Raw genomic sequence first — 22,152 nt, 5'->3', positions numbered from 1 at the left:
GAGTGCGTAATAGCTCACTGGTCAAGTGGACATGCGCCGACAATTCACGGGGCTCAAGCATGGTACCGAAGCGGCGGACTTCACTAAGTGGAGTGGTAGGGGAGCATTCTGTACGGGTCGAAGCGGGCGGGTGACCGTCCGTGGACTGTACAGAAGTGAGAATGCTGGCATGAGTAACGAGAGAAACGCGAGAAACGTTTCCGCCGTAAGCCTAAGGGTTCCTGGGCAAGGCTAATCCTCCCAGGGTCAGTCGGGAGCTAAGGCGAGGCCGCAAGGCGTAGTCGATGCACAACAGGTAGATATTCCTGTACCACTAGTAGCGCGTTATTACTGATGGGGTGACGGAGAAGGGTAGCTGAGCGGGGTTCTGGACGTCCCCGTGAAAGGCTGTAGGGCGTACGATAGGTAAATCCGTCGTACATGAAGCCTGAGAGCTGATGACGAAGCGATTGAGTGAAGTCAGTGATCCCATACTTTCAAGAAAAACCTCTAAGGAGTTCTACTGGTGCCCGTACCCCAAACCGACACAGGTAGGCAGGTAGAGAATACCAAGGCGATCGAGACAACTATGGTTAAGGAACTCGGCATAATGGCTCCGTAACTTCGGGAGAAGGAGCACCTCGGCTGGTGATCACCCACGCGGTGTGAGCTTACTGAGGTCGCAGTGAAACGGCCCAAGCGACTGTTTACTAAAAACACAGGACTCTGCTAAGTCGTAAGACGACGTATAGGGTCTGACGCCTGCCCGGTGCTGGAAGGTTACGTGGAGGGGTCAGCCGCAAGGCGAAGCTCTGAAACTAAGCCCCAGTAAACGGCGGCCGTAACTATAACGGTCCTAAGGTAGCGAAATTCCTTGTCGGGTAAGTTCCGACCTGCACGAATGGCGTAACGACTTGGGCGCTGTCTCAACCATAGACTCGGTGAAATTGTATTATTCGTGAAGATGCGAATTACCCGCGGTAGGACGGAAAGACCCCGTGAACCTTTACTACAGCTTGACATTGATCGTTGGTTTGTCGTGTAGAGGATAGGTGGGAGGCTTTGAAGCTGGGGCGCCAGCCCTGGTGGAGCCACCCTTGGAATACCACCCTCGGCAGATTGACGATCTAACCCGACGCCGTGAATCCGGGTCGGGGACCGTGTCAGGTGGGTAGTTTGACTGGGGCGGTCGCCTCCTAAAATGTAACGGAGGCGCGCGTAAGGTTGGCTCAGAACGGTTGGCAATCGTTCGTAGAGTGCAAGAGCATAAGCCAGCTTGACTGCGAGACCTACAAGTCGAGCAGATACGAAAGTAGGCTCTAGTGATCCGGCGGCTCAGAGTGGAATGGCCGTCGCTCAACGGATAAAAGGTACTCCGGGGATAACAGGCTGATCCTCCCCAAGAGTCCACATCGACGGGAGGGTTTGGCACCTCGATGTCGGCTCATCGCATCCTGGGGCTGAAGTAGGTCCCAAGGGTATGGCTGTTCGCCATTTAAAGCGGTACGCGAGCTGGGTTTAGAACGTCGTGAGACAGTTCGGTCCCTATCCACCGTGGGCGTAAGAGACTTGAAGGAGTCTGCTCCTAGTACGAGAGGACCGGAGCGGACGAACCTCTGGTGTACCAGTTGTCGACCAACGGCACTGCTGGGTAGCTACGTTCGGTCGGGATAACCGCTGAAAGCATCTAAGCGGGAAGCCCATCCTAAGATGAGGTCTCTCACTGGGTTAACCAGGTAAGGCCCCTCGTAGACTACGAGGTTGATAGGCTGTAGGTGTAAGCGCAGTGATGTGTTTAGCCGAGCAGTACTAATTGGCCGAGGTCTTGATCTCATTCCAACTCGTGATCGCGCTATGCAGCATTCAGGGTGCAGCCGCACTCTAGATGCGCATGAAAACCGAATAACATTCCGACGAGAATCGTCGGATGTGCTCAGTGGCTATTGCGGAGGGGGTACACCCGATCCCATCCCGAACTCGGCAGTTAAGCCCTCCAGCGCCAATGGTACTGCGGCGTCAGGCCGTGGGAGAGTAGGACGTCGCTGAGCACATCCGACGATTCTTTTTGTTTTTCGGTCCAGAGGCTGTCTCTGGGACGTAGCGCGGAAACTTGAGTCCAGCCGTAAGGATTGTGGTACAGTTCTCGCTGTGCAAGCGCACATCATGCGGACGTGAGTCCGGGGCACATTAGTCCCGGTCAACAGACCCTCCAAGGAGGACACGGTGGACAAAGAGCAGGTTCAGAGCGCGCTCGATCAGATTCGTCCGGCACTGCAGGCGGATGGCGGAGACATTGAACTCGTTGAAGTCACTGATGACGGTGTTGTGAAGGTTAAGCTTGTGGGTGCATGCAAAGGGTGTCCGATGTCGCAGATCACTCTTTCGAACGGTGTGGAGCGCGTTCTCAAGCAGCAGTTCCCTGAGTTGGTTCGCGTAGAGCCTGTCTAACCGGCTCTTGGCTTGGATGCGTCTAACCGGCCGCAGCCGCTATTCAATGGGCTGCGGCTTTTTGCGTCCGAGTCCGTTCATATGTACTGGTTCGCCGCTTGTCGTCTTCTCGTTGACGTACAACATATGTGACCGTAGGATGGCTACACGCCTACATATTGTATTGCGCGGCTACGAGCCGCAGAAAAGCGCACTCACGAAGAGGGGATCCGCATGCTGGAATCTGTTGCCGCGGAGCACTACTCGCGCGCCATTGACGGTCTTCTCAGCTTGAATGCAGTCAAGGTCTTAGAGAGACGTTACCTGCTGAAGGACGAAGCAGGTAACCCTGCCGAGAATCCTTCGGACATGTTCATCCGGGTTGCCGAGAACATCGCGTCCGCCGAGCGCAACTGGGGCGCAGACGACAAGACGATTGCAGAAGTGAGTCATGATTTCTACGAACTTATGACATCGCTCGAGTTTCTGCCCAACTCGCCCACCCTCATGAATGCCGGACGGGATCTTCAACAGCTCTCGGCGTGTTTCGTCCTGCCTGTAGAGGATTCAATGGAGTCGATTTTCGGTGCGGTTCGAGATACCGCATTGATCCACAAATCGGGCGGAGGCACGGGTTTCAGCTTTTCGCGGCTGCGCCCGGGCGGCGACCAGGTGCGTTCCACGCAAGGCGTGTCAAGCGGTCCCGTTTCATTCATGCGAGTATTCAACCAAGCTACCGAGGCCGTGAAGCAGGGCGGAACGCGGCGCGGCGCGAACATGGGAGTCTTGCGCATCGACCATCCGGATATTCTGAGCTTCATCACCTGCAAGGCTGATGGGGACTTCGGAAATTTCAACATATCGGTGGCAATCACCGAGAAGTTCATGCAGGCCGTTCGTGCCGGTACCAACTATGATCTGATCAATCCGCGAACCAAAGAGGTATTCGGCGAGCTCGATGCGCGCGAGGTCTACGAGCTGATTGTGCGCATGGCTTGGGCGACTGGTGACCCCGGAATCATCTTCATCGACCGCATGAACCGCGACAACCCCACTCCTGCACTGGGCGAGATCGAGTCCACCAACCCCTGTGGTGAGCAGCCGTTGCTGCCGTTTGAGGCGTGCAACCTCGGCTCCGTCAATCTCTCCCGCTTCGTGATCGCCGGAGAAGCGGGGCCCGAGGTCGCTTGGGACAAGCTGGCCGACATCGTGCATAAGGGCGTCCGGTTCCTGGATGACGTGATCGAAGTCAATGAATACCCACTTCCCAAGATAGGCGAACTTGCACACGGCAATCGCAAGATCGGTCTCGGCGTGATGGGCTGGGCCGATATGCTGATCAAAATGGATCTCGCATATGACAGTGAAGAAGGCGTGGTTCTCGGCGAAAAGGTCATGGCGTTCATCGATGCCGAGGCCAAGGTTGAATCGCGCAAGCTGGCTGAGACGCGTGGTTCGTTCCCCAACTTCGTGGGATCGATCTACGATTCCTCGGATGGTGGTCCCATCCGCAACGCAACGGTCACGACAATTGCCCCGACAGGCACGCTGTCGATCATCGCGAACTGCTCGTCCGGGATCGAACCGCTCTTTGCAGTGTCATATATCCGCACGGTGATGGACAACGATCGCTTAGTTGAAGTGAATCCTCTCTTCGAAGACATCGCGGTTGCGCGCGGGTTCTACGGCCCCGATCTCATGGGACTTATCGCTGATCATGGTTCGGTGGCTGATATTGATGAGGTGCCCGACGACGTTCGTCGCGTGTTTGTCACGGCGCACGACATCGCGCCCGCCTGGCACATCAGAATGCAGGCTGCATTCCAGAAGCATACCGACAACGCGGTCTCCAAGACGGTGAACTTTTCTTCGGAAGCGACCATCGACGACGTTCGTGCCGTCTACGACCTTGCCTACGATCTCGGCGTCAAGGGAGTGACCATCTATCGGGACGGAAGCAAGCAAGGCCAGGTTCTGACGACCGGCAAGAGTAGCCAGGTAGGCGCCTCTGTCGCCTCGGAGGCGCCCCGTCACGGCGAGATAGAACCGCGGCCTCGGCCATCTGTTACCGTAGGACGCACGGAGAAGATACAGACCGGTTGCGGGAACCTCTATGTGACGGTCAACTGGGATGAGCATGGGATGTGCGAAGTATTCACTCAGATGGGCAAGTCGGGCGGCTGCGCCGCATCCCAGTCCGAGGCCCTTTCGAGGATGGTCTCAGTCGCGCTGAGGGCCGGAGTCGATCCCGAAGCTATCATGAAACATCTCCGGGGAATACGGTGCCCCTCGCCGTGCTGGGCTGAGGGAGGTAAGGTTCTTTCGTGTGCCGATGCTGTGGGCATCGTGCTCGAACATGCGTCAAGCTATATCGCAACGGGCGAGACCCAGGTAGGGATCACGAAGAACACCAACCGTCTCGACAACCTTTCGGGAGCGTGTCCGGAGTGTGGAGGCGCGTTGGAGCATGAAAGCGGGTGCGCCGTCTGCCGCTCCTGCGGGTTCAGCAAGTGTGCGTGACATAGGCGAGTCTGTCGATAACGGTCGACTGTGACGCGCGAAGAGAGCACGCGGGTCATGTTCTAACAAGACGTGAGGGGGTTGCTGGTCTCATGGTTCTGTCGGATCGGACGATTCTGTTGGAAATGGCGGCAGGGCGCATCGTGGTCGAGCCCTGCGATCTCGACAACATTCAGCCCTCAAGTGTTGATCTGCACTTGGGCGACGATTTTCAGGTCTTCAGGAACTCGCGCTATCCGTATATCGATCCCGCCCGCGAGCAGGAGGGCCTGACTGAGGGGATCATCGTCTCGAAGGAGGAGCCGTTTGTACTCCATCCGGGGGAGTTCGTTCTCGGCACCACCGTCGAGTGGATTGAGATTCCGGATGACATCGTGGCAAGGCTTGAGGGCAAGAGTTCCCTGGGGCGGCTGGGCCTTCTGATCCACTCAACTGCGGGCTATGTCGATCCGGGCTGGAAGGGCCGACTCACGCTCGAGCTTTCCAACGTCGCGAACCTGCCGATCGTGCTCACGCCAGGCATGAAGATCGGACAGATTTCGTTTTCTCGCATGACGACTGCGGTGGATCGGCCATATGGCGATCCCTCTCTGGGCAGCAGGTATCAAGGCCAGAGGGATGCGACCCCGAGTAAGATGTATCTGGACTGGCATCGAGAATAGACTACTTCAGCAGCGACAATCAGACTCCCAATGCGGCTGTCGGCGGGATCTTTGCTTTGCACTGCCGAGAAGATGCTTATTGGTTCGGAAAGGGACATGAATGGCCAGATGTTGGGAGCTGCGCGGCTGCGACAAGGAGATGCGGGATCGCTGTCCGCATGCAATAGAACTCGAGGACAGATGCCCCGTCGCGTGCGCCTACGCAGCCTGTCATAGCGATCGCCACGAGTTGGCGACCAACCCCGAACTCGTATTCTCCATGGACGTCGATCGATCACAGGCCATTAAGGAAGAATGCAGATTCTGCGTGTACTTCCTGACAAACGGGCCGCGCTCGTCCCGCTAGGGAGTGAAGCGATGTGAATCCACATGCATCGGTCGCCGCCGAGATGCTCGCCTACGGCACCGAACTCGAGCATGAACGGTCTGCGCAATTGGGGGGCTCATTCTGCGGTCTTGCGGAGGCCGACGAAATGCTGGAGTCCTCCGCGAATGCGTTTCTGCTGGGATGTCTGTTCACGCAGGGAATCCCCGCCGAGCGAGCGTGGGCAGGGCCGTGGCATCTACGTAAGCGCTTGGGGACAATTGATCCCCGATTTCTTGCAGAGAACCCCGAGCTTGTTCGTGCCGCGGTCCAGCAGCCTCCGATGCTTCACCGTTTCAAGGAGACCGTGCCACGGTGGATTGTCTCGGCGGGGAGACGGTTGGTCGACTGCTACGGCGGGGATGCCGGCAACATCTGGCCGGCGGGGGACGAAGTGGCTTCCGTAGTTCGTCGGCTGTCAGAGTTCGAGGGCATCGGACCGAAGAAAGCATTCATGGCCGTCGGGTTGCTTACTCGGCATTTCGGTGTGGAACTCACAGGGATGGAGCGCGGACAGGTCGCATATGACGTCCACGTGAGGCGAGTGTTTCTGCGAACGGGACTGGTTGATGTCGACTCTCGCGAAGCCATTGAGCGTGCCGCAATGGAAGCCTGTCCTGAATCGCCCGGCAGGCTCGATCTGCCTGCTTGGTTGATTGGCAGGGACTCGTGCCGACCGCGCAAACCGGCCTGCAACGCATGTCGACTGTCTGCTGTGTGTCCCCGCATCATCGCAAGGACTCCCTCCGGGGTGGGAGTACGCAGGCGGGAGTTCCCGAGAGGCTAGCTTCGGTTACTCGGCGTCGCGGAACACAAGTCCCGACAGGAGTTTCGGGTAGAAGTACGTGCTTTTCTGCGGCATCGTCTCGCCCGCGGTCGCGACTTCGCGTAGCTGTTCCATGGGGGTTGCCCGCAGGATGAATGCCACGTCGTGCTCGCCAACCATACGAAACGCTTCATGCGCGTTCTTCGCGAACCTCAGGCGGTCGAGGGTTGCAGGCCGATCGGGATGGACGTCGAGCAGGCGGTCAAGAATCAGTTCCTGCAGGACGGCGACGTCCAGGCGCTTCCAAGCCGAAGAGTGGGGCGAGGAAATGGCAACGTCAAGGTCGACGTCGTTGCGGAGGCGAATGAGTTTGGGGTGATCATCGACTCTGGTCTGCATGAGGAACGCCGGCTCGGGGATCCCGTCGAGAGCGGCAGAGTCAAACGCGTCCGTGTCTTCGACCACGAAATGCTTCGACAGCGCCATGTAGAACGCCGCACCGTCGAAACCGCCAGGCGCGTCTGCGATGCGGTGGGTCGGCAGGACGAGGAGGCCGGGATCGTTCATGTTGACGAGTGCCATCATCACGTAGTCGTAGAGGGGATCTGCAGGAGCATCGTCGTGCTCGGCAACCATCATCCTGCGCAAGTCCCTGTACGCGAGTGCGACCGTGTAGCGGTGGTGCCCATCGGCGATGAATATGGGCTCATCAGCCATCATGTCCGTAAGAGAGCCGGACACGGTCGAGTCCGTGGTGGCCCACAGGGTGCTTACGACGCCGTCGTCGTCGGTCGCGGTCGCTATCGGTTCATCCGCGGTGACGGTGTCGAACAGCACGTCCGTGCTGCCCGACGGGTCGTTGAACAGGCCGAAGACCTGACTCAAGTTTGCTCCTGTCGCCTTGATGAGTTCGAATCGGTCTCCGAGGGCTTTGGGCAGCGTGCGCTCGTGCGGCAGAACGACGCCGGCGTCGAAGGGCTCAAGGGCGACCTCCGCAATGAAGGCGCGCCTGCAGACCGGATGACCGTCGTGCACGAAGCGCTGCTCCAGAACGTAGAGGGTGGGCTCGGCGTCGCGGTCGAGGACACCCGATTCGCGCCACTGGGTCCACGTAGCGCGGCCTGTGTCATAGCGGTTGCCAGGAACGGCCGGATCGGTTGCGCCCGAAGGAAGTTCCAGGGCGACGACATTATGAGGGTCTCTTGCCAGCAACGATTCGCGCTGTGCAGGGCTGATCACGTCGTAGGGAGGCGCAGCGAGCAGGGAGATGTCGAGTTCGGCATTGGAATATCGGTATGCGGCGAACGGGCGGACGCGAGCCATTGTCGGCACTCCTCTTCGATGCTTACGTGGACCGGCGTTCTGCGATCGGCACAGCGTATGAAATGAACCGCCAGTCTAGCGCACGCACTCGGGTGGGGAAAGACCGTCCAAGGCGGTACGCTAGCCCAGAAGTGCCGGGATGACGTGTTGGAAGAGCACGAAGGAAGCCATTCCGCTGAGTGTCGCGCCAAGGAAGCTCCGAGTGAACCGGTAGACCAGCGCCGTCACCACCGCTGCGTACAGACTCGGACTCGAGAGGGGGTTTGCCCAAGCGCCACCGGGCGTCAGGACTTCGCTTGCCACGAGGGCTCCCATGACCGCGATCGGGACGAATGACAGCCAGCGCATGATTGCCGGCGGGAGATCGATGCGCGAGACGATCGCCATCGGAGGGAAACGCACGGCATAGTTGAGCAGGCACATGCCGATGATGACACCCCAGATCACGGCCTGGGAGAGATCATGATTCACGCCAGATCACCGCCCCGACAGTGGCGGCGGTCATCGAAGCGATGATGAGCGCCCAGCTGGAAGTCACGTGGAGACCCAGTGCTCCGAGCACCTGGAGGGCAAGCACGAGGCCTCCCGCAAGGATCCCGATGACAACGTGGCGGCGGTTCTCGGCAAGCGCGAGAAACAGTGCCGTGAACATGGCCGGCATCGCGAAGCCGACGCCAAAACGCGAGGGGTCGCCGATCCACTGCGTACCCGCCGCTCCTAGGGCGGTGCCCAGAACCCATCCTGTCCACGCAATGGCTCCCACGCCGATCATCGAACCGACGGTGGAGAGGCCTTGGCGCCGATCGGCTATGTTCACGGCGAAGGTTTCGTCGGTGAGCGAGTAGGCGAGGAGGGCCTGGGCAGAGATGGGGACGCCCTTCAGGTAGGGGGAGAGTGTGGAGGCAAACAGCACGTAACGCAGGTTCACAACGGTCGTGGCTATGAGAACCTGCGTGACGGAGGCTCCTGCTCCCAGAAAGGACAGCGCGATGAACTGCCCCGCTCCCGCCAGTGCGGTCGCCGAACAGATGACCGCCTGCGCCACCGAGAATCCGTTGGTGCGGGCCAGGATGCCGAAGGCCATGCCGACCGGCATGTATCCGAGGAAGATAGGGAACCCGAGTTTGACCCCGCGTCTGAAGCGTGTGATGTGACCGGGATCGAGGGCGCGCGCCCAGAGAGGTCCGGTATTCGAACGGCGGTTGGTTCTGGGAAGGCTCTCAGGCATAAAGGGTATGGTAACACCTCATGGCGCGATTCTTGCGGTCACAAAAAAGAGTGGCCGCGACCGCGGATTACGGGGCTCGCAACGGTACAATCTAGTTGTAAGCGCAAAGGAGGCGGTTGACATGGAACTGACGATCACCTGTCCCGTCGACGGGCCTGTCAATGTGTCGATCGAGGACATTGACTCGGTGGTTCTCCGCGAATCGGAGTGCGCCGATGTGATGTTCGTGTGCCCCCATTGCGGTTCCGAGATATCCGTGACCGGCGTCGTCCCGAGTTTTCTGTTGAGCGCGATCCAAGCCATCGCCGAGGAGACCGAAGACCCCGGCAGGTCGCGATGCGACTTGAGCGCGGCAGTGGGAGTGCGACGCACCTCGCCGAGCGTCTCTGTTGAGCGCGATGAAGTCATTGAGGCGTATTGCGAGTATTTCCGTCGTCAACTCGCTCATGTGGACTGCGTCCACGATGCTCTTGCGGAAATCGGCACCCCGACTCGATAACGCCGTGGCCCGCCAGTCTTGATGGGTCTCTGTCGACCTTTCCTGTGGGTCTTTCTCGGCACGCTCTGCTAGGATGGAGGGCGACATCAATCGCTACCCCAACCGGATCACCGGCGGGAGAGGAGGGCCTCGAAGTGAGTGCCTTGCCATCTTTGATATGCGCAGGTCTGTTCCTTGTTGCCATAGTGGTCGTATTTGCTGTTGTCTCGATATACAACCGGCTTATTGTCCTGCGGAATCGCGTCGACAATTCCTGGTCTCAGATCGATGTGCAGCTCAAGCGTCGCTATGACCTCATCCCGAACCTTGTCGAAACCGTCAAGGGCTACGCCAAGCACGAGTCCACCGTCTTCGAGAACGTCACGAGGGCCCGTGCCGCGGCTATTGGTGCGCAGGGTGTAGAGCAGAAGGCTGAGGCCGAGAATGCGCTGTCAGGGGCGCTGAAATCCCTGTTTGCGGTGGCGGAAGCCTATCCCGAACTCAAAGCGAACACGAACTTCCTTCAATTGCAGGATCAGCTGACGGACACCGAGAACAAGATTGCCTATGCACGCCAGTTCTACAACGATTCGGTGATGACCTACAACACCGCGACTCAGACGTTCCCGAACAACGTGCTTGCAGGCATGTTCCGCTTCACGCCGAGGGAATACTTCGAGGCCGATCCGGCCGCTGCCAGCGCTCCTCAGGTGGTGTTCTAGCCAGTCCGGCTTCTTCCATCCGAACGGGAGCATCAGCGAAGTGAGTATCGCCGCAATCGCATTTCCCGCTGTCGATCCGGTCGCCCTTCGTCTGGGCGCGTTCACGGTTCGCTGGTACGGAATCGCCTATCTGATCGGCTTCATTGGCGCCTACTGCGTCATGCGGTGGCTTGTTCGCCGATGGGGCATTCGGCTCAGTGATGATGACCTGCTGTCCGTTGTGCTCGCGGCTATCGTAGGCGTCATTCTTGGCGGGCGGCTCGGATATGTGGCGTTCTACGGTGAGGGCTACTACTGGCAGCATCCAGGACAGATCCTGTCCACCTGGGACGGGGGAATGTCGTTCCATGGAGGGCTTATCGGAATCCTGCTCGCCGGTCTGATAGCCGCTCGTGCGATGGGGATCCCGTGGCTTACGCTGGGGGACCTTGGCGCCGTCGGTGCGCCCATTGGGCTGTTCTTCGGGCGCATTGCCAACTTCATCAATGACGAGCTATGGGGACGCGCGACAACCGCTCCATGGGGCGTTGTGTTTCCCGGGGCGGGTACTCTGCCTAGGCATCCGTCGCAGATATATGAGGCGCTGCTTGAGGGTGTGGTCCTTTTTGTTGTGCTGTTATGGATGGCCACAAGAAGTTCACATCCGCCTCGTGGGGTCATAGTCGGCTGGTTTCTCACGCTCTACGGCGTCTTCAGGATCTTCGTGGAGTTCTTCAGGCAGCCTGACGTGCAGATCGGATTTCTCTCCGGCGGATTCACGATGGGCCAGCTCTTGAGTGTCCCTGTTGTGGCGGTTGGCATCGCGGTGGTGATCTGGTCGCACAGGCGTGGGTTACCTGAGGAAGGACGATCGGCGCAGTAGTGCGGTTCGCATAGGAACGTCAGCCCTTTGGAGTGTCGGAGGTTGTCGGAAGTGAGAAGACGGGTAGTGACCGCGCGTGTCCGGACATGCGTACTGATCGCCGCATCCGTCGCAGCTCTCTCGCTTTTGGCAGGATGCTCCGGCGGGAAGACGGCAGCGATCACTTCGCCGTGGCCGGTCGCCTCCGTTGAGCCGACGGTATCCAAGCCCGCAGAAGTCGTGCGCTGGCCCTTGACTGGCCTGCCTGCCAAGAATCCCACGGATATCACAAGGCGCCCGATATCCGTCAAGATCGAGAACTCGCCGGAAGCCCGGCCGCAGTTCGGCTTGAACTCGGCGGACGTGGTATACGAGTCCGTGACGGAAGGCGGGATCACGCGGTTTAACTGCATCTTCCAAAGCACTCTACCTGCCAGCGTGGGTCCGGTACGCAGCGCTCGGCTCTCTGACCTGTGGGTTGTACCGCAGTACCAAGCGATTCTCTTCTTCTCCGGTGCGAGCACGAGCGTCAACGCCGCCGTCGTTGCCGCCAAGCTGCCCAACATGTCGCAAGACGTGGGCGTCACCGTGCCGTATTCGAGAGTGAGTACGCGCGTGGCACCCCATAACTTGTTCCTCGACACAGCCAAAGCCTACTCCGATTCGCTGAAGCGAGGCATTCCGACCACGCTCGCCATCAAAGGGCTGTCGTACACGTTTTCGAGTTTGGCGTCGACTCCCACCGCTACGAGCGTCTACGTGCCGTTCTCAACCGTGAATCGCGTCACCTGGACCTATGATGCGCCTTCGAAGACGTATCTGCGCGTCAACGACGGCAAGGTGCATCTCGACGCGGCTACAGGCAAGCAGGTGGCAGCCCGGAACGTGGTGGTTCTGTGGGCCGTCCATACGCCGGCTGTTCCCGACGCCAATGGCGCTCCGACTTACGACATCACGCTCGGGGGCACAGGACGCGTGTCCGTCTTCCGCGACGGTCAGCGCTTTGACGGTACATGGACAGCCGAAAAGAACTCGCCGCCAACCTTCAAGAATGCTGACGGCGTGCCCATCAAACTCGCCCCTGGGAACACCTGGTTTCAGGTGATCTCGATGGATACGCCAATCACGGTGAAGTAATCCGCACCTGCGCGCTGGTTGTGCGTGTTCTTCTCGGGCGGGTACAATCCTTAGACTATGCACCTCTCGTTGATGCGGTTTGGGCGGCTTGGCCGTACACAAACCGGAAGGAGTCGTTTTACGTGGCCGATACCAGCAAAGAGATAGGCACTCTCCGGGTCAAGATGGGCCTGGCCGAGATGCTCAAAGGCGGCGTGATCATGGACGTCGTCAACGCCGAGCAGGCCAGAATCGCCGAGGACGCCGGAGCGGTCGCCGTAATGGCACTTGAGCGCGTTCCCGCCGATATTCGCGCCCACGGAGGCGTCGCGCGCATGTCCGACCCGACAATGGTCGAGGAGATTATCAAGGCCGTCACGATCCCCGTCATGGCGAAATGTCGCATTGGCCACTTCGTTGAGGCGCAGGTTCTGCAGTCGCTGGGCGTGGACTACATCGACGAATCCGAGGTCCTCACTCCAGCCGATGACGAGCATCACGTCAACAAGTGGGACTTCACGGTTCCCTTTGTGTGCGGGTGCCGTAACCTAGGCGAAGCTCTCCGCAGAATCGGTGAAGGCGCCGCAATGGTCCGAACGAAGGGCGAGCCGGGAACCGGCAACGTCGTGGAGGCTGTTCGCCACATGCGCACGGTTACCGATGCGATCGCTCTCATCTCTGGGCTGCGCAGCGAGCAACTTTTTGCAGCTGCGAAGGACCTGCAGGCGCCATACGAGCTCGTGAAGTGGGTTCATGACAACAGGAGGCTCCCTGTCGTGAACTTCTCGGCGGGCGGCATTGCGACTCCGGCCGACGCCGCACTCATGATGCAGTTGGGCTGTGACGGCGTGTTCGTCGGCAGCGGCATCTTCAAGAGCGGGGACCCGTCCAAGAGGGCGCGGGCGATTGTGGAGGCAACCACGCACTTCGCAGACGCCGACATCATTGCGCGCGTGTCACGCAACCTCGGCGAGGCGATGGTCGGCATCAACATCTCAGACATTCCGGATGCCGAGCGCATGCAGGAGCGGGGCTGGTAGGGTGAAGATCGGAGTCTTGGCCCTGCAGGGAGCGTTTCGGGAGCACATCTACGCTGTCGAGGCGCTGGGTGTTGCTGCCGTCGCTGTGCGTCTGCCGTCCCAGATGGACGATTGCGCCGGGTTCATCATTCCCGGCGGAGAGTCGACCGCGATCTCGAAGTTGATGGAGACCTACGGGTTCTACGAGGCAATCGCAGGCCGGCACGCCGAGGGCATGGCGGTGTGGGGCACGTGTGCCGGAGCGATCCTGATCGCGAAGGAAGTGGTCGACGGCATTTCGGAGCAGCGGGGCCTCGATCTGATGAATGTGTCCGTACGCCGCAACGCCTACGGCAGACAGATCGACTCGTTCGAGGCGGACTTGGATTTCGCACACATTGCCGAGCGGTTCACCGGCATCTTCATCCGGGCTCCCCGGATCGAGCGGGTGGGCGTTGGCGTGGAAGTGCTCGCTTCATACGACGGATTCGCTGTGGCCGCTCGTGAGCGCGACCTCATGATCACGACGTTTCACCCGGAACTGACGGGCGATCCGAGCATACATCGCTACTTTGCCGAGACGGTAATCGGAGCGTAAACAAAGACGCGAGGCGCTGATCGCGTAGAATGTGCGCGGCAGCTTCTTGGCGAATGGCTGAAAGGAACTTCGAGCATGTCCGGACACTCCAAGTGGGCAACGACTAAGCATCGCAAGGGCGCACAGGACGCGAAGCGCTCGGCGCTGTTCTCGAAGCTCTCCAGGATCATCACCGTTGCGGCCAAGACGGGGGGAGACCCTCATCCCGAGAATAACGCATCGCTCGCGGCCGCCATCGCCAAGGCGAAGAGTTACTCACTACCCAAAGACAAGATCGAAACCGCCATCGCCAAGGCCTTCAGTGCCGGTGCTGAAGGAACCAACTACGATGAGATCGTCTACGAGGGCTACGGCCCTGCGGGGGTTGCCCTCTACGTCGAAGCCCTCACCGAGAACCGAAACCGCACCGCTGCCGATGTCCGTGCAGCTTTCACGCGAGCGGGCGGCAACCTCGGTGCGACGGGTTCGGTTGCGTTCCAGTTCGAGCGCAAGGGCCAGATCTCGGTCGATAAGGCGGGCATCGCCGATGAGGACGAACTCATGCTGCTTGTTGCAGATGCCGGGGGGGAAGACCTCGCCGAGGCCGAAGATGAGTGGCTGGTCTATACGGCTCCTTCCGATCTTGCAGTCGTCAGTGCGGCGCTTGAAGCGGCAGGCGTGTCGGTCAAGGGAGCCGAACTCATCATGGAGCCGATAACCCCGGCGGTCGTCACCGTCGAGGACGCCAAGAAGGTCATGAGACTGGTCGACCGGCTTGAGGAGTCTGACGACATCCAGAATGTGTACCACACGATGGAGCTTACCGATGAGATCGCAGCCGCTCTGGAGTAGACGGCCGCAGAGATCATGGTGACGCGAACCGCAAACGACAACGGGCTGCCGCGCAAGAGCGGCGGCCCGTTTCTCTTGCAGGCGACAGACATCTAGGAGCAGGCTTCTTTACGCTATCGCGCAGGGCGGCTATCCTGAACATATGTTCGATTGGCGAGTTGGAAAGCAGACTGGGAGAGGGGACAGTGCCGCATGGTCTTTCTCGGCATCGATCCCGGGCTCGCTCATACCGGGTGGGGCGTAGTTGAGCGCAACGGTTCCAAACTGCGGTGCGTCGCCTACGGGTGTATCGCGACCACTCCCAGGGAAGAACTCGCCCAACGCCTCACCGCGATTCATGACGGAGTGGCTTGTGTGATCGAGAAGTACCGGCCCGAGGAATGCGGCATCGAGAGTGTGTACTTCGGCGCCAACGCCAAGAGCGCGTTTGCCACGGGTCAGGCGCGCGGAGTCGCGATCCTAGCGACGGCAGGCGCACGGCTGCAGTTGGGCGAGTACTCGCCCGTGCAGATCAAGAGCGCTGTTGCCGGGACCGGTACGGCCGACAAGCGGCAGATCACGTACATGGTGCGCGTCATGCTCGGCCTCGATCACGACCCTGTGCCCGACCACGCTGCCGACGCACTGGCGGCGGCGATCTGCCATGCGAACCTGCGCGACAGCATCGCGCTTACCGCAATCGCCGAGAGGACCGGCCGATGATAGCGTTCTTGAGAGGCCGTGTGGTCGTGAAGGCGTCGACATATGCGCTGGTGGAGGTCGGAGGAGTGGGCTATCGGCTGTCGATGTCGAGCAGTTCGCTGGCGGCTCTGCCTGCCACGGGAGATGACACGCTTCTGTGGACGCACCTGCATATCAGAGAGGACGAGCTGTCCCTTTTCGGCTTCTCAAGCGAGATGGAGAAGGATGCGTTCGAACAACTGATCACGGTCTCGGGGGTCGGGCCGAAGGTCGCGCTCGCTACATTGTCCGCCCTCTCGCCGGATGCTTTGGCCCTCGCGGTGGCCTCCGAGGACATCGCGACGATCTCGGGCGTTTCGGGCATTGGGAAGAAGACGGCGCAAAGGATCATCCTCGACCTCAAAGATAAGCTCGGTGCCAAGGTGCAAGGAGTGCCGTCGGCCCATCGCGGCAGAGGTGGAAAAGGTGCGGCGGAAGCGACGGACGCACTTCTGGCGATGGGCTTCTCCTCGGCCGAGATAGCGGCAGCCGTCCAAGGTTACGATGGTTCGGGATCAGGCGCACAGGCGTTGCTCAAGTACGCGCTGAGACGCCTTGGGGGTGCGAAGTGACCACGCTTTGGGAGGCGGGCTCATCCCGCGATGCCGATGTCGAGCGGCTTGTCTCGGCAGACTTCACGGAAGACGACCTCGAGATAGACCGCTCACTTCGGCCAAAGAGGCTTGCAGAGTATCTCGGGCAAGGACGCGTCAAAGAGAACTTGACTGTTCTGATCGAGGCGGCGCGGGGGCGCAACGAACCGCTCGACCACGTGCTTCTGTCCGGGCCTCCAGGCTTGGGAAAGACGACGCTGGCGCAGGTCATCGCCAACGAGCTGGGCGTGACCCTGAAGACAACGAGCGGCCCGGCCATCGAGCGCGCAGGTGATCTGGCTGCGATTCTGACGAATCTCGATGAACGTGATGTCCTCTTCATCGACGAGATTCACCGGCTCAACCGCGCGGTTGAGGAGATCCTCTATCCGGCGATGGAAGACTACGTGCTGGATATCGTCATCGGCAAGGGGCCGGCGGCTCGGTCGATCAGACTCGATCTGCCCAAGTTCACCTTGGTCGGTGCCACGACACGAACCGGCCTTCTCACCGGGCCTCTGCGTGACCGGTTCGGCATAGCGTTTCGCCTCGACTATTACACACCCGGCGAGCTGCAGGCGATCGTTGAGCGCTCGGCCGGAATCTTGGGCGTTGACATCGATGCCGAGGGTGCGGCGGAGATATCGCGCCGCAGCCGGGGCACACCCCGGCTGGCAAACAGGCTGCTGAAGCGGGTTCGCGACTACGCGCAGGTGCGACGCGACGGGCGGGTCGATGAGGACATCGCCGCAGAGGCGCTGGCATTCTTCGAGGTCGACCATCTGGGCCTGGACACGATGGACAACAAGATTCTCAGTACGCTGGCCCAGACGTTTGTGGGCAGACCTGTCGGCCTGAACACGCTCGCAAGCTCTGTGGGGGAAGATCCTGAAACGCTGGAAGACGTGTACGAGCCGTTCCTCCTTCAACTCGGGTTGCTGCTTCGTACGCCCAAGGGGCGTCAGGCAACCGCACGTACGTATGCTCACCTGGGCCTCGCGGCGCCAGCGGGAGCTCCGGACCAAGGAGGGCTCTTCTGATATGCCGCACGACATGAGCCATGACGGCGCGTCTGGGCGCGAAGAGGAGCTGGAACGGGCCCTGTCCGGCGGATTGCGGGAGTTGCCGCCCAACAAGACGAGAGGGCTGCTCGGCGAAGTGAATCCGAGCCTTCAGAAGGCCGAGGACTACACGCCTGACCTGAACGCCGGTGTGTCACAGGAGAACGACTGGCCCGTTGTGTGGCTGGCGATTGTGCTGTGCTACCTGATCTTCTTTCCGCTGGCCTATGTGATCTTGTGGCGCTCACGGTTTGTGTCCCGACGGGCGAAGATCGTCGTGAGCATCGTGGGTGCTCTTGGGGTCGGATATGCGATCGTGCGCCTCGTTGCTGGCTGATACGGTAGAAGTTTTGGTTCCTGTGGGCTAAGGGTACGTTTCAGTTAGCGGCTGTTTTGCGCGCTCTTGAAAGGGTGAATGGTGGAATATCAGAACGACTACATCCTGAGGATCATCGAGCAGATGGGTTCGGCGATCCGTCGCGCATTCCAGCGCTTCCGCGAGGGGGGCGCCGCCGAGGAGTCTATCGACGTCCTCGACCAGGCGATCGGGCTTACGGTCGATATGGATCCACAGCTGTTCTTGAGGCTCGCTCCGCATTCGATGGTCTCCTTCCTGGAGATATCGAACTACGACGACAGGGTTGCGCGCAAAGTTGCAGAGGCCCTCGAGCTGGAAGCGGAAATCCTGGAGTCGGAAGGGTCCATCATCGATGCCGGCACCAGGCGCGAACAGGCGGCCGCGATCTTGGCTTCGCTCGATCCGGCGCGGGCCAACTAGAAGTCGCACGCAGGCGACATATCCTCGCGTCGGCGATGGGTAGGCGATTGGGCTTGTAGGTGGTGCTGTCGGGCTGGCCTAGACTGTGATTCCGGCCGCCCAGACTCCATGCAGATTGCATGATGCGTACGCCACGATTTCTGTGCTCGGCTCGAGATTCAGGCGGCATTTGATCGACGGCTGTGTTACGACTGCGGAAAAGTCGAAGCGAGCGACGGTGGCGTCGCCGACCCGTAGCTCGATCCACTCGATGAAATGATCCGGGGTGTTTGGATGCGAGACCGCATGGCCGACCTCGACAAAGACCTCACAGGACTCGCCGGTTCGCTCGCACGACACGAACGGCGTGTGCTTCTTTGTGAAGTCGTCGGCGGTGGTAAGGTCTTCAGGGCGATGTATTCCGCCCAGGATCGGAGCATCAGGCATGATTGGACTCCTTGTCTGTTGACTTTTCGGATTCCTATGTATACCCCAACGGTCGATGTTTTGGCGGAATGCTAAACTGACTACTTCGACATCCTGGCACAAAGGAGAGCCTGCACAATGGCGCAGATCATCGACGGCAAGCTGGTTGCATCTGAGGTTCGCAAGAAGGCCGCGGAGCTGGTCCAGCGCGTGAAAGCCGCCGGTGTGGAGCCAGGCTTGGCGGTCGTGCTCATCGGGGATGATCCTGCCTCGCAGTCCTATGTGCGCATGAAAGAGCGCGATTGCGCCGAGGTCGGCATAAACAGTGTTGACTTTCGGCGTCCCGCGAATACCACACAGGAGGAGCTCAACGCGATCATCGGGTCGTGCAACGCCGATCCATCCATCCACGGTATCCTCGTCCAGTTTCCGCTGCCCAAGCACCTTGATGAGGAGATCGCGCTGGAACTGATCAGTCCCGAGAAGGATGCCGATGGGCTGCATCCCGAGAACCTCGGGCGCCTCGTGCGAGGAATCCGTGCTGCCCGTGCATGCACGCCGTGGGGAGTCATGGCGATGCTTGACCATTACGGGATCGATCCATCGGGCAAGAGCGCCGTGGTCATCGGCAGGTCCTCGATCGTCGGCAAGCCGATGGCGCTTATGCTTCTGGAGCGAAACGCGACCGTCACTGTCTGCCATTCGCGAACTCGCGATCTCGCAGCCGTCTGCAGACAGGCCGACATTCTGGTGTCGGCGATCGGGCGTCCCAAGATGATCACGCCCGACTACGTGAAGGAGGGCGCGGTGGTCATCGACGTCGGGATCAACCGGACCGAGGCGGGTATGGTCGGCGATGTGGACTTCGGGGCCGTTGAGCCGCTTGCCAGCTGGATCTCGCCGGTTCCGGGCGGTGTGGGACCGATGACTCGTGCGATGCTCGTCATGAACACCGCCGAGGCGGCCGCCAGAGTAGCGGGCGTGTCGCTGTAGCTTCTTGTTGAAGGCGATGATCGAATGAGGCTTGCGCTGCACGCATGCTGTGGATCGTGTCTGATCGAGCCGCTTGATGAGTATCGCGCGCGGTTCGGCGATGCATGCGTCATCTATGCGAATCCAAACATCCATCCGCTTGAGGAATACGAGCGCAGACGTTCGGTATTGCTTGCCTACGCGCAGCAGCAGGATGTGGCCGTGCTTGAAGTCGCCTATCAACCGGAAGTCTGGATGGAGCGGGTCGGGCCTCTTGCCGAGACAGGCGCAGAGCGGTGTCGGGCATGCTACGCATTGCGTCTCGGTCTCGCGGCTCAGTGCGCTGCCGAGAACGGCTTCGAGGCGCTCGCTACCACGCTCACGGTGAGCCCCTACCAGGACCCCGAACTCATTCGTATCGAGGGCGAGCGCGCCTGCGGAGAGGCGGGGATCGCCTACGTTCACGAAGACTTCCGGCAGCGGTATCCCCGGGCCACTCGGCGGTCTCGGGAGATCGGGATGTACCGCCAGAACTACTGCGGATGCATATTCTCTGAAGACGAGGCGCGCCGCGCGAGAGACGAACGCAGGGCCTCGAGACACACGGCGCCCGGTGGCGGCTAGATCTGGGTGAGTGCCGGAATCTCGTCGGCGACGCAGCCCAGCGATAGTGCGCGTTCAATCTCGCGCTGCTTGTACTCGTGGTCTCGTTTCCGGATTTCTCTGACCTTGCGCGCGTAGGTCAGAGTTCGCAGCGGGTTGAACGTCGGACCCCCGCCTTCAGTCGTGCGGTTCTCCAACGCAAGTCTCAGATCCGCGGCTGTCGCCCCGGGGAACAAGGTGCGGCTCGTGCCGATGGGCGACAGCATGTGTGCGTCGCTTCCTCCGGTTGCCGCAAGGCGGTGCGCGTTCTCGCGCCAGTACCGACGGGCTCGGAAGTTGGCAAGAAGGAGCATCGGCGTTGAGTTGGCGACCTCGACTCCATCGAAAGCGACGCCATCGTAGGACTCGGTTGTTCCATGACGCAAGCCGAGTTTGTGCCACCACCAGGGAGCGTAGGGATGGGCGATGATTGCGAGCCCGTCCTGAGCGTGGATGGCCGATACGGTCTCCTCGGCGCTCATCCCGGGCTTGACGAGCTTGGGCGTCCACAGGCCGAGAATATGCCCTTGGGCGCTTTCCACTTCCTGGCCGACAACGACTTCGACGCGGTACCGTGAAGCGAGTGCGGCTGCTTCGAGAGCGCCTTCGTTTGTGTTGTGGTCGCATATGGCGATGACGGCAAGGTCGGTGTCTTCAGACACCCATTCCAAGACTTCGCGAGGTGATGCGATGCCGTCGGAAGATGTGGTGTGGATGTGCAGATCTGCGGCGGACATGTGTGTATGCATGGCTCGAAGATGGTAGCACGTTAGCCCGGCTGCGCGAAGTGTTCTCATGGTCGGATCAAGCCGGGAACTGAGGCGAGGTTGCCGTGTCGTGCGCTACACTTCGTGAGTGATGTTCCGGCTTCCCCAGAAGGAGACTGTCCTCGTGCTCACCGACGATTTCGACTACGACCTGCCCACGGGCAGAATCGCGCAACATCCTGCTGAGCCGCGCGATTCGTGTCGGCTGATGGTGCTTGACCGTGTGACGGGGGACCTGTGGCACAGAACGTTCTCGGACTTGCCCGAATACCTGCACACCGGGGACGTGCTTGTCGTCAACGAGACGCGTGTGTTGCCCGCGCGGCTTCTGGGCGTCAAGGACGAAACGGGAGGCGCCGTGGAGGTGCTTCTGCTTCGGGAGCGCTATGCGAATGCATGGGAATGCCTGGTCAAACCGGGGCGTCGCCTACGCCCAGGGGCGAAGATGGTGTTCGGCGACGGGGCAATGACGGGGCTGGTCGTCGAGCAGACGGACGAGAGCGGGGGACGTCTGGTGCAGTTTCGCCTCGGATCCGGCGAGACGACCCTGCTTGACGTCGTGCACCGTATCGGCGAGGTTCCGCTTCCGCCCTACATAACGAAGTCGCTCACCAATCCGGAGCTCTACCAGACTGTCTACGCACGTGACGAGCGCTCGGCTGCAGCACCTACGGCAGGGCTACACTTCACGGAGGAGCTTCTCGGCAGGATCGAAGATGCCGGGGTGCGCATCGAGACTGTCGAGCTCGATGTGGGCATCGATACATTCAGGCCCGTGAGCGAAGAGGATCCACAGAAGCATCATATCCACACGGAGCACTTTCGTGTGTCGGCCAAGACGGCTCTGGCGGTCAATGAGGCCCACGCAAAGGGCGGGCGAGTGTTGGCTGTGGGAACGACGAGCGTGCGGGCTCTCGAGAGTGCAGCCGACCCCGAGACCGGCGCTGCGCGAGCCGCCGAGGGGTCGACCTCGCTCTATATCCTTCCGGGATATGAATTCCGCGTGGTGGACGCGATGGTGACGAACTTCCATGTCCCACGCTCCACGCTTCTCATGATGGTGAGCGCTTTCGCCGGCAGGGAACGGATTCTTGGCGCGTACGAGACGGCCATTCGCGACAACTACCGCATGCTGTCGTTCGGTGATGCGATGCTCATTTTCTAGATGGAGAGACAACTGATCGTAAGAAAGTCCCGCGAAGGGCTGGCAGTAGTGGACCGCGCCCCTAAAGTTGGACCCGGAATGAAAGTTCCGGGTCCAACTCTCTTTTTGGGGGTGATGTCATGAAATGGGATGATGCAACAAAGACGGAGGCAGCGGAGCTCTTCTACGCAGGCTA

24 protein-coding genes and 2 rRNA genes are annotated in these 22,152 nt (G+C 60.4%); 21 read left to right on the top strand and 5 right to left on the bottom strand.

The features are described 5' to 3' along the window. The 6 genes from HGA39_09475 to HGA39_09450 form a co-directional block, all read left to right on the top strand. Positions 1–1,818: ribosomal RNA gene (locus HGA39_09475) — 23S ribosomal RNA — on the top strand; the annotation flags it as partial. Between the two features lie 93 nt (positions 1,819–1,911). Then, positions 1,912–2,027 (top strand): 5S ribosomal RNA (rrf, locus tag HGA39_09470). Positions 2,028–2,202: 175 nt separating this feature from the next. Beyond that, positions 2,203–2,427, top strand: a complete 225-nt coding sequence (locus HGA39_09465) for a NifU family protein (GenBank protein NTW29572.1) — start codon at positions 2,203–2,205, stop codon at positions 2,425–2,427. 213 nt (positions 2,428–2,640) lie between these two features. After that, positions 2,641–4,926, top strand: coding sequence for a vitamin B12-dependent ribonucleotide reductase (locus tag HGA39_09460; protein NTW29571.1), 2,286 nt, complete (start codon positions 2,641–2,643; stop codon positions 4,924–4,926). Between the two features lie 92 nt (positions 4,927–5,018). After that, a complete protein-coding gene (locus HGA39_09455) occupies positions 5,019–5,588 on the top strand; it encodes a dCTP deaminase (protein NTW29570.1) in 570 nt (189 codons plus the stop codon). A 359-nt stretch (positions 5,589–5,947) separates the two neighbouring features. Continuing rightward, positions 5,948–6,739 carry a hypothetical protein gene (locus tag HGA39_09450; protein ID NTW29569.1) on the top strand — a complete coding sequence of 264 codons (792 nt, stop codon included), beginning with the start codon at positions 5,948–5,950 and terminating at the stop codon, positions 6,737–6,739. Between the two features lie 6 nt (positions 6,740–6,745). Here the strand turns inward: HGA39_09450 and HGA39_09445 are convergent, their stop codons facing one another. The 3 genes from HGA39_09445 to HGA39_09435 all read right to left on the bottom strand — a co-directional run bounded on the left by HGA39_09445 (position 6,746) and on the right by HGA39_09435 (position 9,269). Continuing rightward, entirely contained in the window at positions 6,746–8,041 is a 1,296-nt protein-coding gene (locus HGA39_09445; protein ID NTW29568.1) for a DUF1015 domain-containing protein, read from the bottom strand. Positions 8,042–8,161: 120 nt separating this feature from the next. Next, positions 8,162–8,512 (bottom strand): AzlD domain-containing protein, encoded by a 351-nt coding sequence (locus tag HGA39_09440; GenBank protein NTW29567.1) that lies wholly within the window; start codon positions 8,510–8,512, stop codon positions 8,162–8,164. Then, on the bottom strand, positions 8,502–9,269 hold the full coding sequence (locus HGA39_09435) for an AzlC family ABC transporter permease (GenBank protein ID NTW29566.1): 768 nt from the start codon (positions 9,267–9,269) through the stop codon (positions 8,502–8,504). Before HGA39_09435 ends, HGA39_09440 begins: the two co-directional genes overlap by 11 nt. 121 nt (positions 9,270–9,390) lie before the next feature. Between HGA39_09435 and HGA39_09430 the strand changes: the two genes are divergently transcribed. From HGA39_09430 to HGA39_09375, 12 genes are all read left to right on the top strand, one after another. Continuing rightward, complete coding sequence (locus tag HGA39_09430) at positions 9,391–9,768, top strand: hypothetical protein (protein ID NTW29565.1); 378 nt, start codon at positions 9,391–9,393, stop codon at positions 9,766–9,768. A 152-nt stretch (positions 9,769–9,920) separates the two neighbouring features. Beyond that, positions 9,921–10,469: a LemA family protein gene (locus tag HGA39_09425; GenBank protein ID NTW29564.1), complete on the top strand. Its 549-nt coding sequence runs from the start codon at positions 9,921–9,923 to the stop codon at positions 10,467–10,469. Between the two features lie 40 nt (positions 10,470–10,509). Further along, complete coding sequence (locus HGA39_09420; GenBank protein ID NTW29563.1) at positions 10,510–11,331, top strand: prolipoprotein diacylglyceryl transferase; 822 nt, start codon at positions 10,510–10,512, stop codon at positions 11,329–11,331. Positions 11,332–11,397: 66 nt separating this feature from the next. Continuing rightward, complete coding sequence (locus HGA39_09415; protein ID NTW29562.1) at positions 11,398–12,447, top strand: DUF3048 domain-containing protein; 1,050 nt, start codon at positions 11,398–11,400, stop codon at positions 12,445–12,447. A 164-nt stretch (positions 12,448–12,611) separates the two neighbouring features. Further along, entirely contained in the window at positions 12,612–13,466 is an 855-nt protein-coding gene (pdxS, locus tag HGA39_09410; protein NTW29561.1) for a pyridoxal 5'-phosphate synthase lyase subunit PdxS, read from the top strand. Continuing rightward, positions 13,435–14,043, top strand: coding sequence for a pyridoxal 5'-phosphate synthase glutaminase subunit PdxT (gene pdxT / locus HGA39_09405; GenBank protein NTW29560.1), 609 nt, complete (start codon positions 13,435–13,437; stop codon positions 14,041–14,043). The genes pdxS and pdxT overlap by 32 nt, the downstream gene beginning before the upstream one ends. 75 nt (positions 14,044–14,118) lie before the next feature. Continuing rightward, a complete protein-coding gene (locus HGA39_09400) occupies positions 14,119–14,874 on the top strand; it encodes a YebC/PmpR family DNA-binding transcriptional regulator (protein ID NTW29559.1) in 756 nt (251 codons plus the stop codon). Between the two features lie 192 nt (positions 14,875–15,066). Beyond that, on the top strand, positions 15,067–15,576 hold the full coding sequence (gene ruvC, locus HGA39_09395; protein NTW29558.1) for a crossover junction endodeoxyribonuclease RuvC: 510 nt from the start codon (positions 15,067–15,069) through the stop codon (positions 15,574–15,576). Beyond that, positions 15,573–16,166: a Holliday junction branch migration protein RuvA gene (gene ruvA / locus HGA39_09390; GenBank protein ID NTW29557.1), complete on the top strand. Its 594-nt coding sequence runs from the start codon at positions 15,573–15,575 to the stop codon at positions 16,164–16,166. The genes ruvC and ruvA overlap by 4 nt, the downstream gene beginning before the upstream one ends. Continuing rightward, positions 16,109–17,227, top strand: coding sequence for a Holliday junction branch migration DNA helicase RuvB (gene ruvB / locus HGA39_09385; GenBank protein ID NTW29556.1), 1,119 nt, complete (start codon positions 16,109–16,111; stop codon positions 17,225–17,227). Before ruvA ends, ruvB begins: the two co-directional genes overlap by 58 nt. A gap of 1 nt (position 17,228) precedes the next feature. Continuing rightward, the gene (locus tag HGA39_09380) at positions 17,229–17,585 is read left to right on the top strand and encodes a hypothetical protein (protein ID NTW29555.1); all 357 of its coding nucleotides are present in this window, start codon (positions 17,229–17,231) and stop codon (positions 17,583–17,585) included. Between the two features lie 78 nt (positions 17,586–17,663). Beyond that, complete coding sequence (locus tag HGA39_09375; GenBank protein NTW29554.1) at positions 17,664–18,026, top strand: hypothetical protein; 363 nt, start codon at positions 17,664–17,666, stop codon at positions 18,024–18,026. A 78-nt stretch (positions 18,027–18,104) separates the two neighbouring features. Here the strand turns inward: HGA39_09375 and HGA39_09370 are convergent, their stop codons facing one another. Further along, positions 18,105–18,452, bottom strand: coding sequence for a superoxide reductase (locus HGA39_09370; protein ID NTW29553.1), 348 nt, complete (start codon positions 18,450–18,452; stop codon positions 18,105–18,107). Positions 18,453–18,569: 117 nt separating this feature from the next. Here HGA39_09370 and folD point away from each other — a divergent pair, with 117 nt between their 5' ends. Together folD and HGA39_09360 are read left to right on the top strand one after the other, a co-directional pair. After that, a complete protein-coding gene (gene folD, locus HGA39_09365; GenBank protein NTW29552.1) occupies positions 18,570–19,424 on the top strand; it encodes a bifunctional methylenetetrahydrofolate dehydrogenase/methenyltetrahydrofolate cyclohydrolase FolD in 855 nt (284 codons plus the stop codon). Positions 19,425–19,448: 24 nt separating this feature from the next. Beyond that, positions 19,449–20,027: an epoxyqueuosine reductase QueH gene (locus HGA39_09360; GenBank protein ID NTW29551.1), complete on the top strand. Its 579-nt coding sequence runs from the start codon at positions 19,449–19,451 to the stop codon at positions 20,025–20,027. On the opposite strand, the gene HGA39_09355 is transcribed toward HGA39_09360, so the two are convergent. Further along, positions 20,024–20,782: a CehA/McbA family metallohydrolase gene (locus tag HGA39_09355; protein ID NTW29550.1), complete on the bottom strand. Its 759-nt coding sequence runs from the start codon at positions 20,780–20,782 to the stop codon at positions 20,024–20,026. The two genes, HGA39_09360 and HGA39_09355, sit on opposite strands and share 4 nt — an antisense overlap. 154 nt (positions 20,783–20,936) lie before the next feature. On the opposite strand from HGA39_09355, the gene queA reads away from it, so the two are divergent. Beyond that, positions 20,937–21,977 carry a tRNA preQ1(34) S-adenosylmethionine ribosyltransferase-isomerase QueA gene (queA, locus tag HGA39_09350; GenBank protein NTW29549.1) on the top strand — a complete coding sequence of 347 codons (1,041 nt, stop codon included), beginning with the start codon at positions 20,937–20,939 and terminating at the stop codon, positions 21,975–21,977. Positions 21,978–22,152: the final 175 nt, after the last annotated feature.

The organism is Coriobacteriia bacterium, from assembly GCA_013336165.1.
In the GTDB taxonomy this organism is placed as follows: Bacteria; Actinomycetota; Coriobacteriia; order Anaerosomatales; family JAAXUF01; genus JAAXUF01.
The sequence above is the reverse complement of the archived record's forward strand: the minus strand, read 5'-3'. Positions and strand labels throughout refer to the sequence as shown.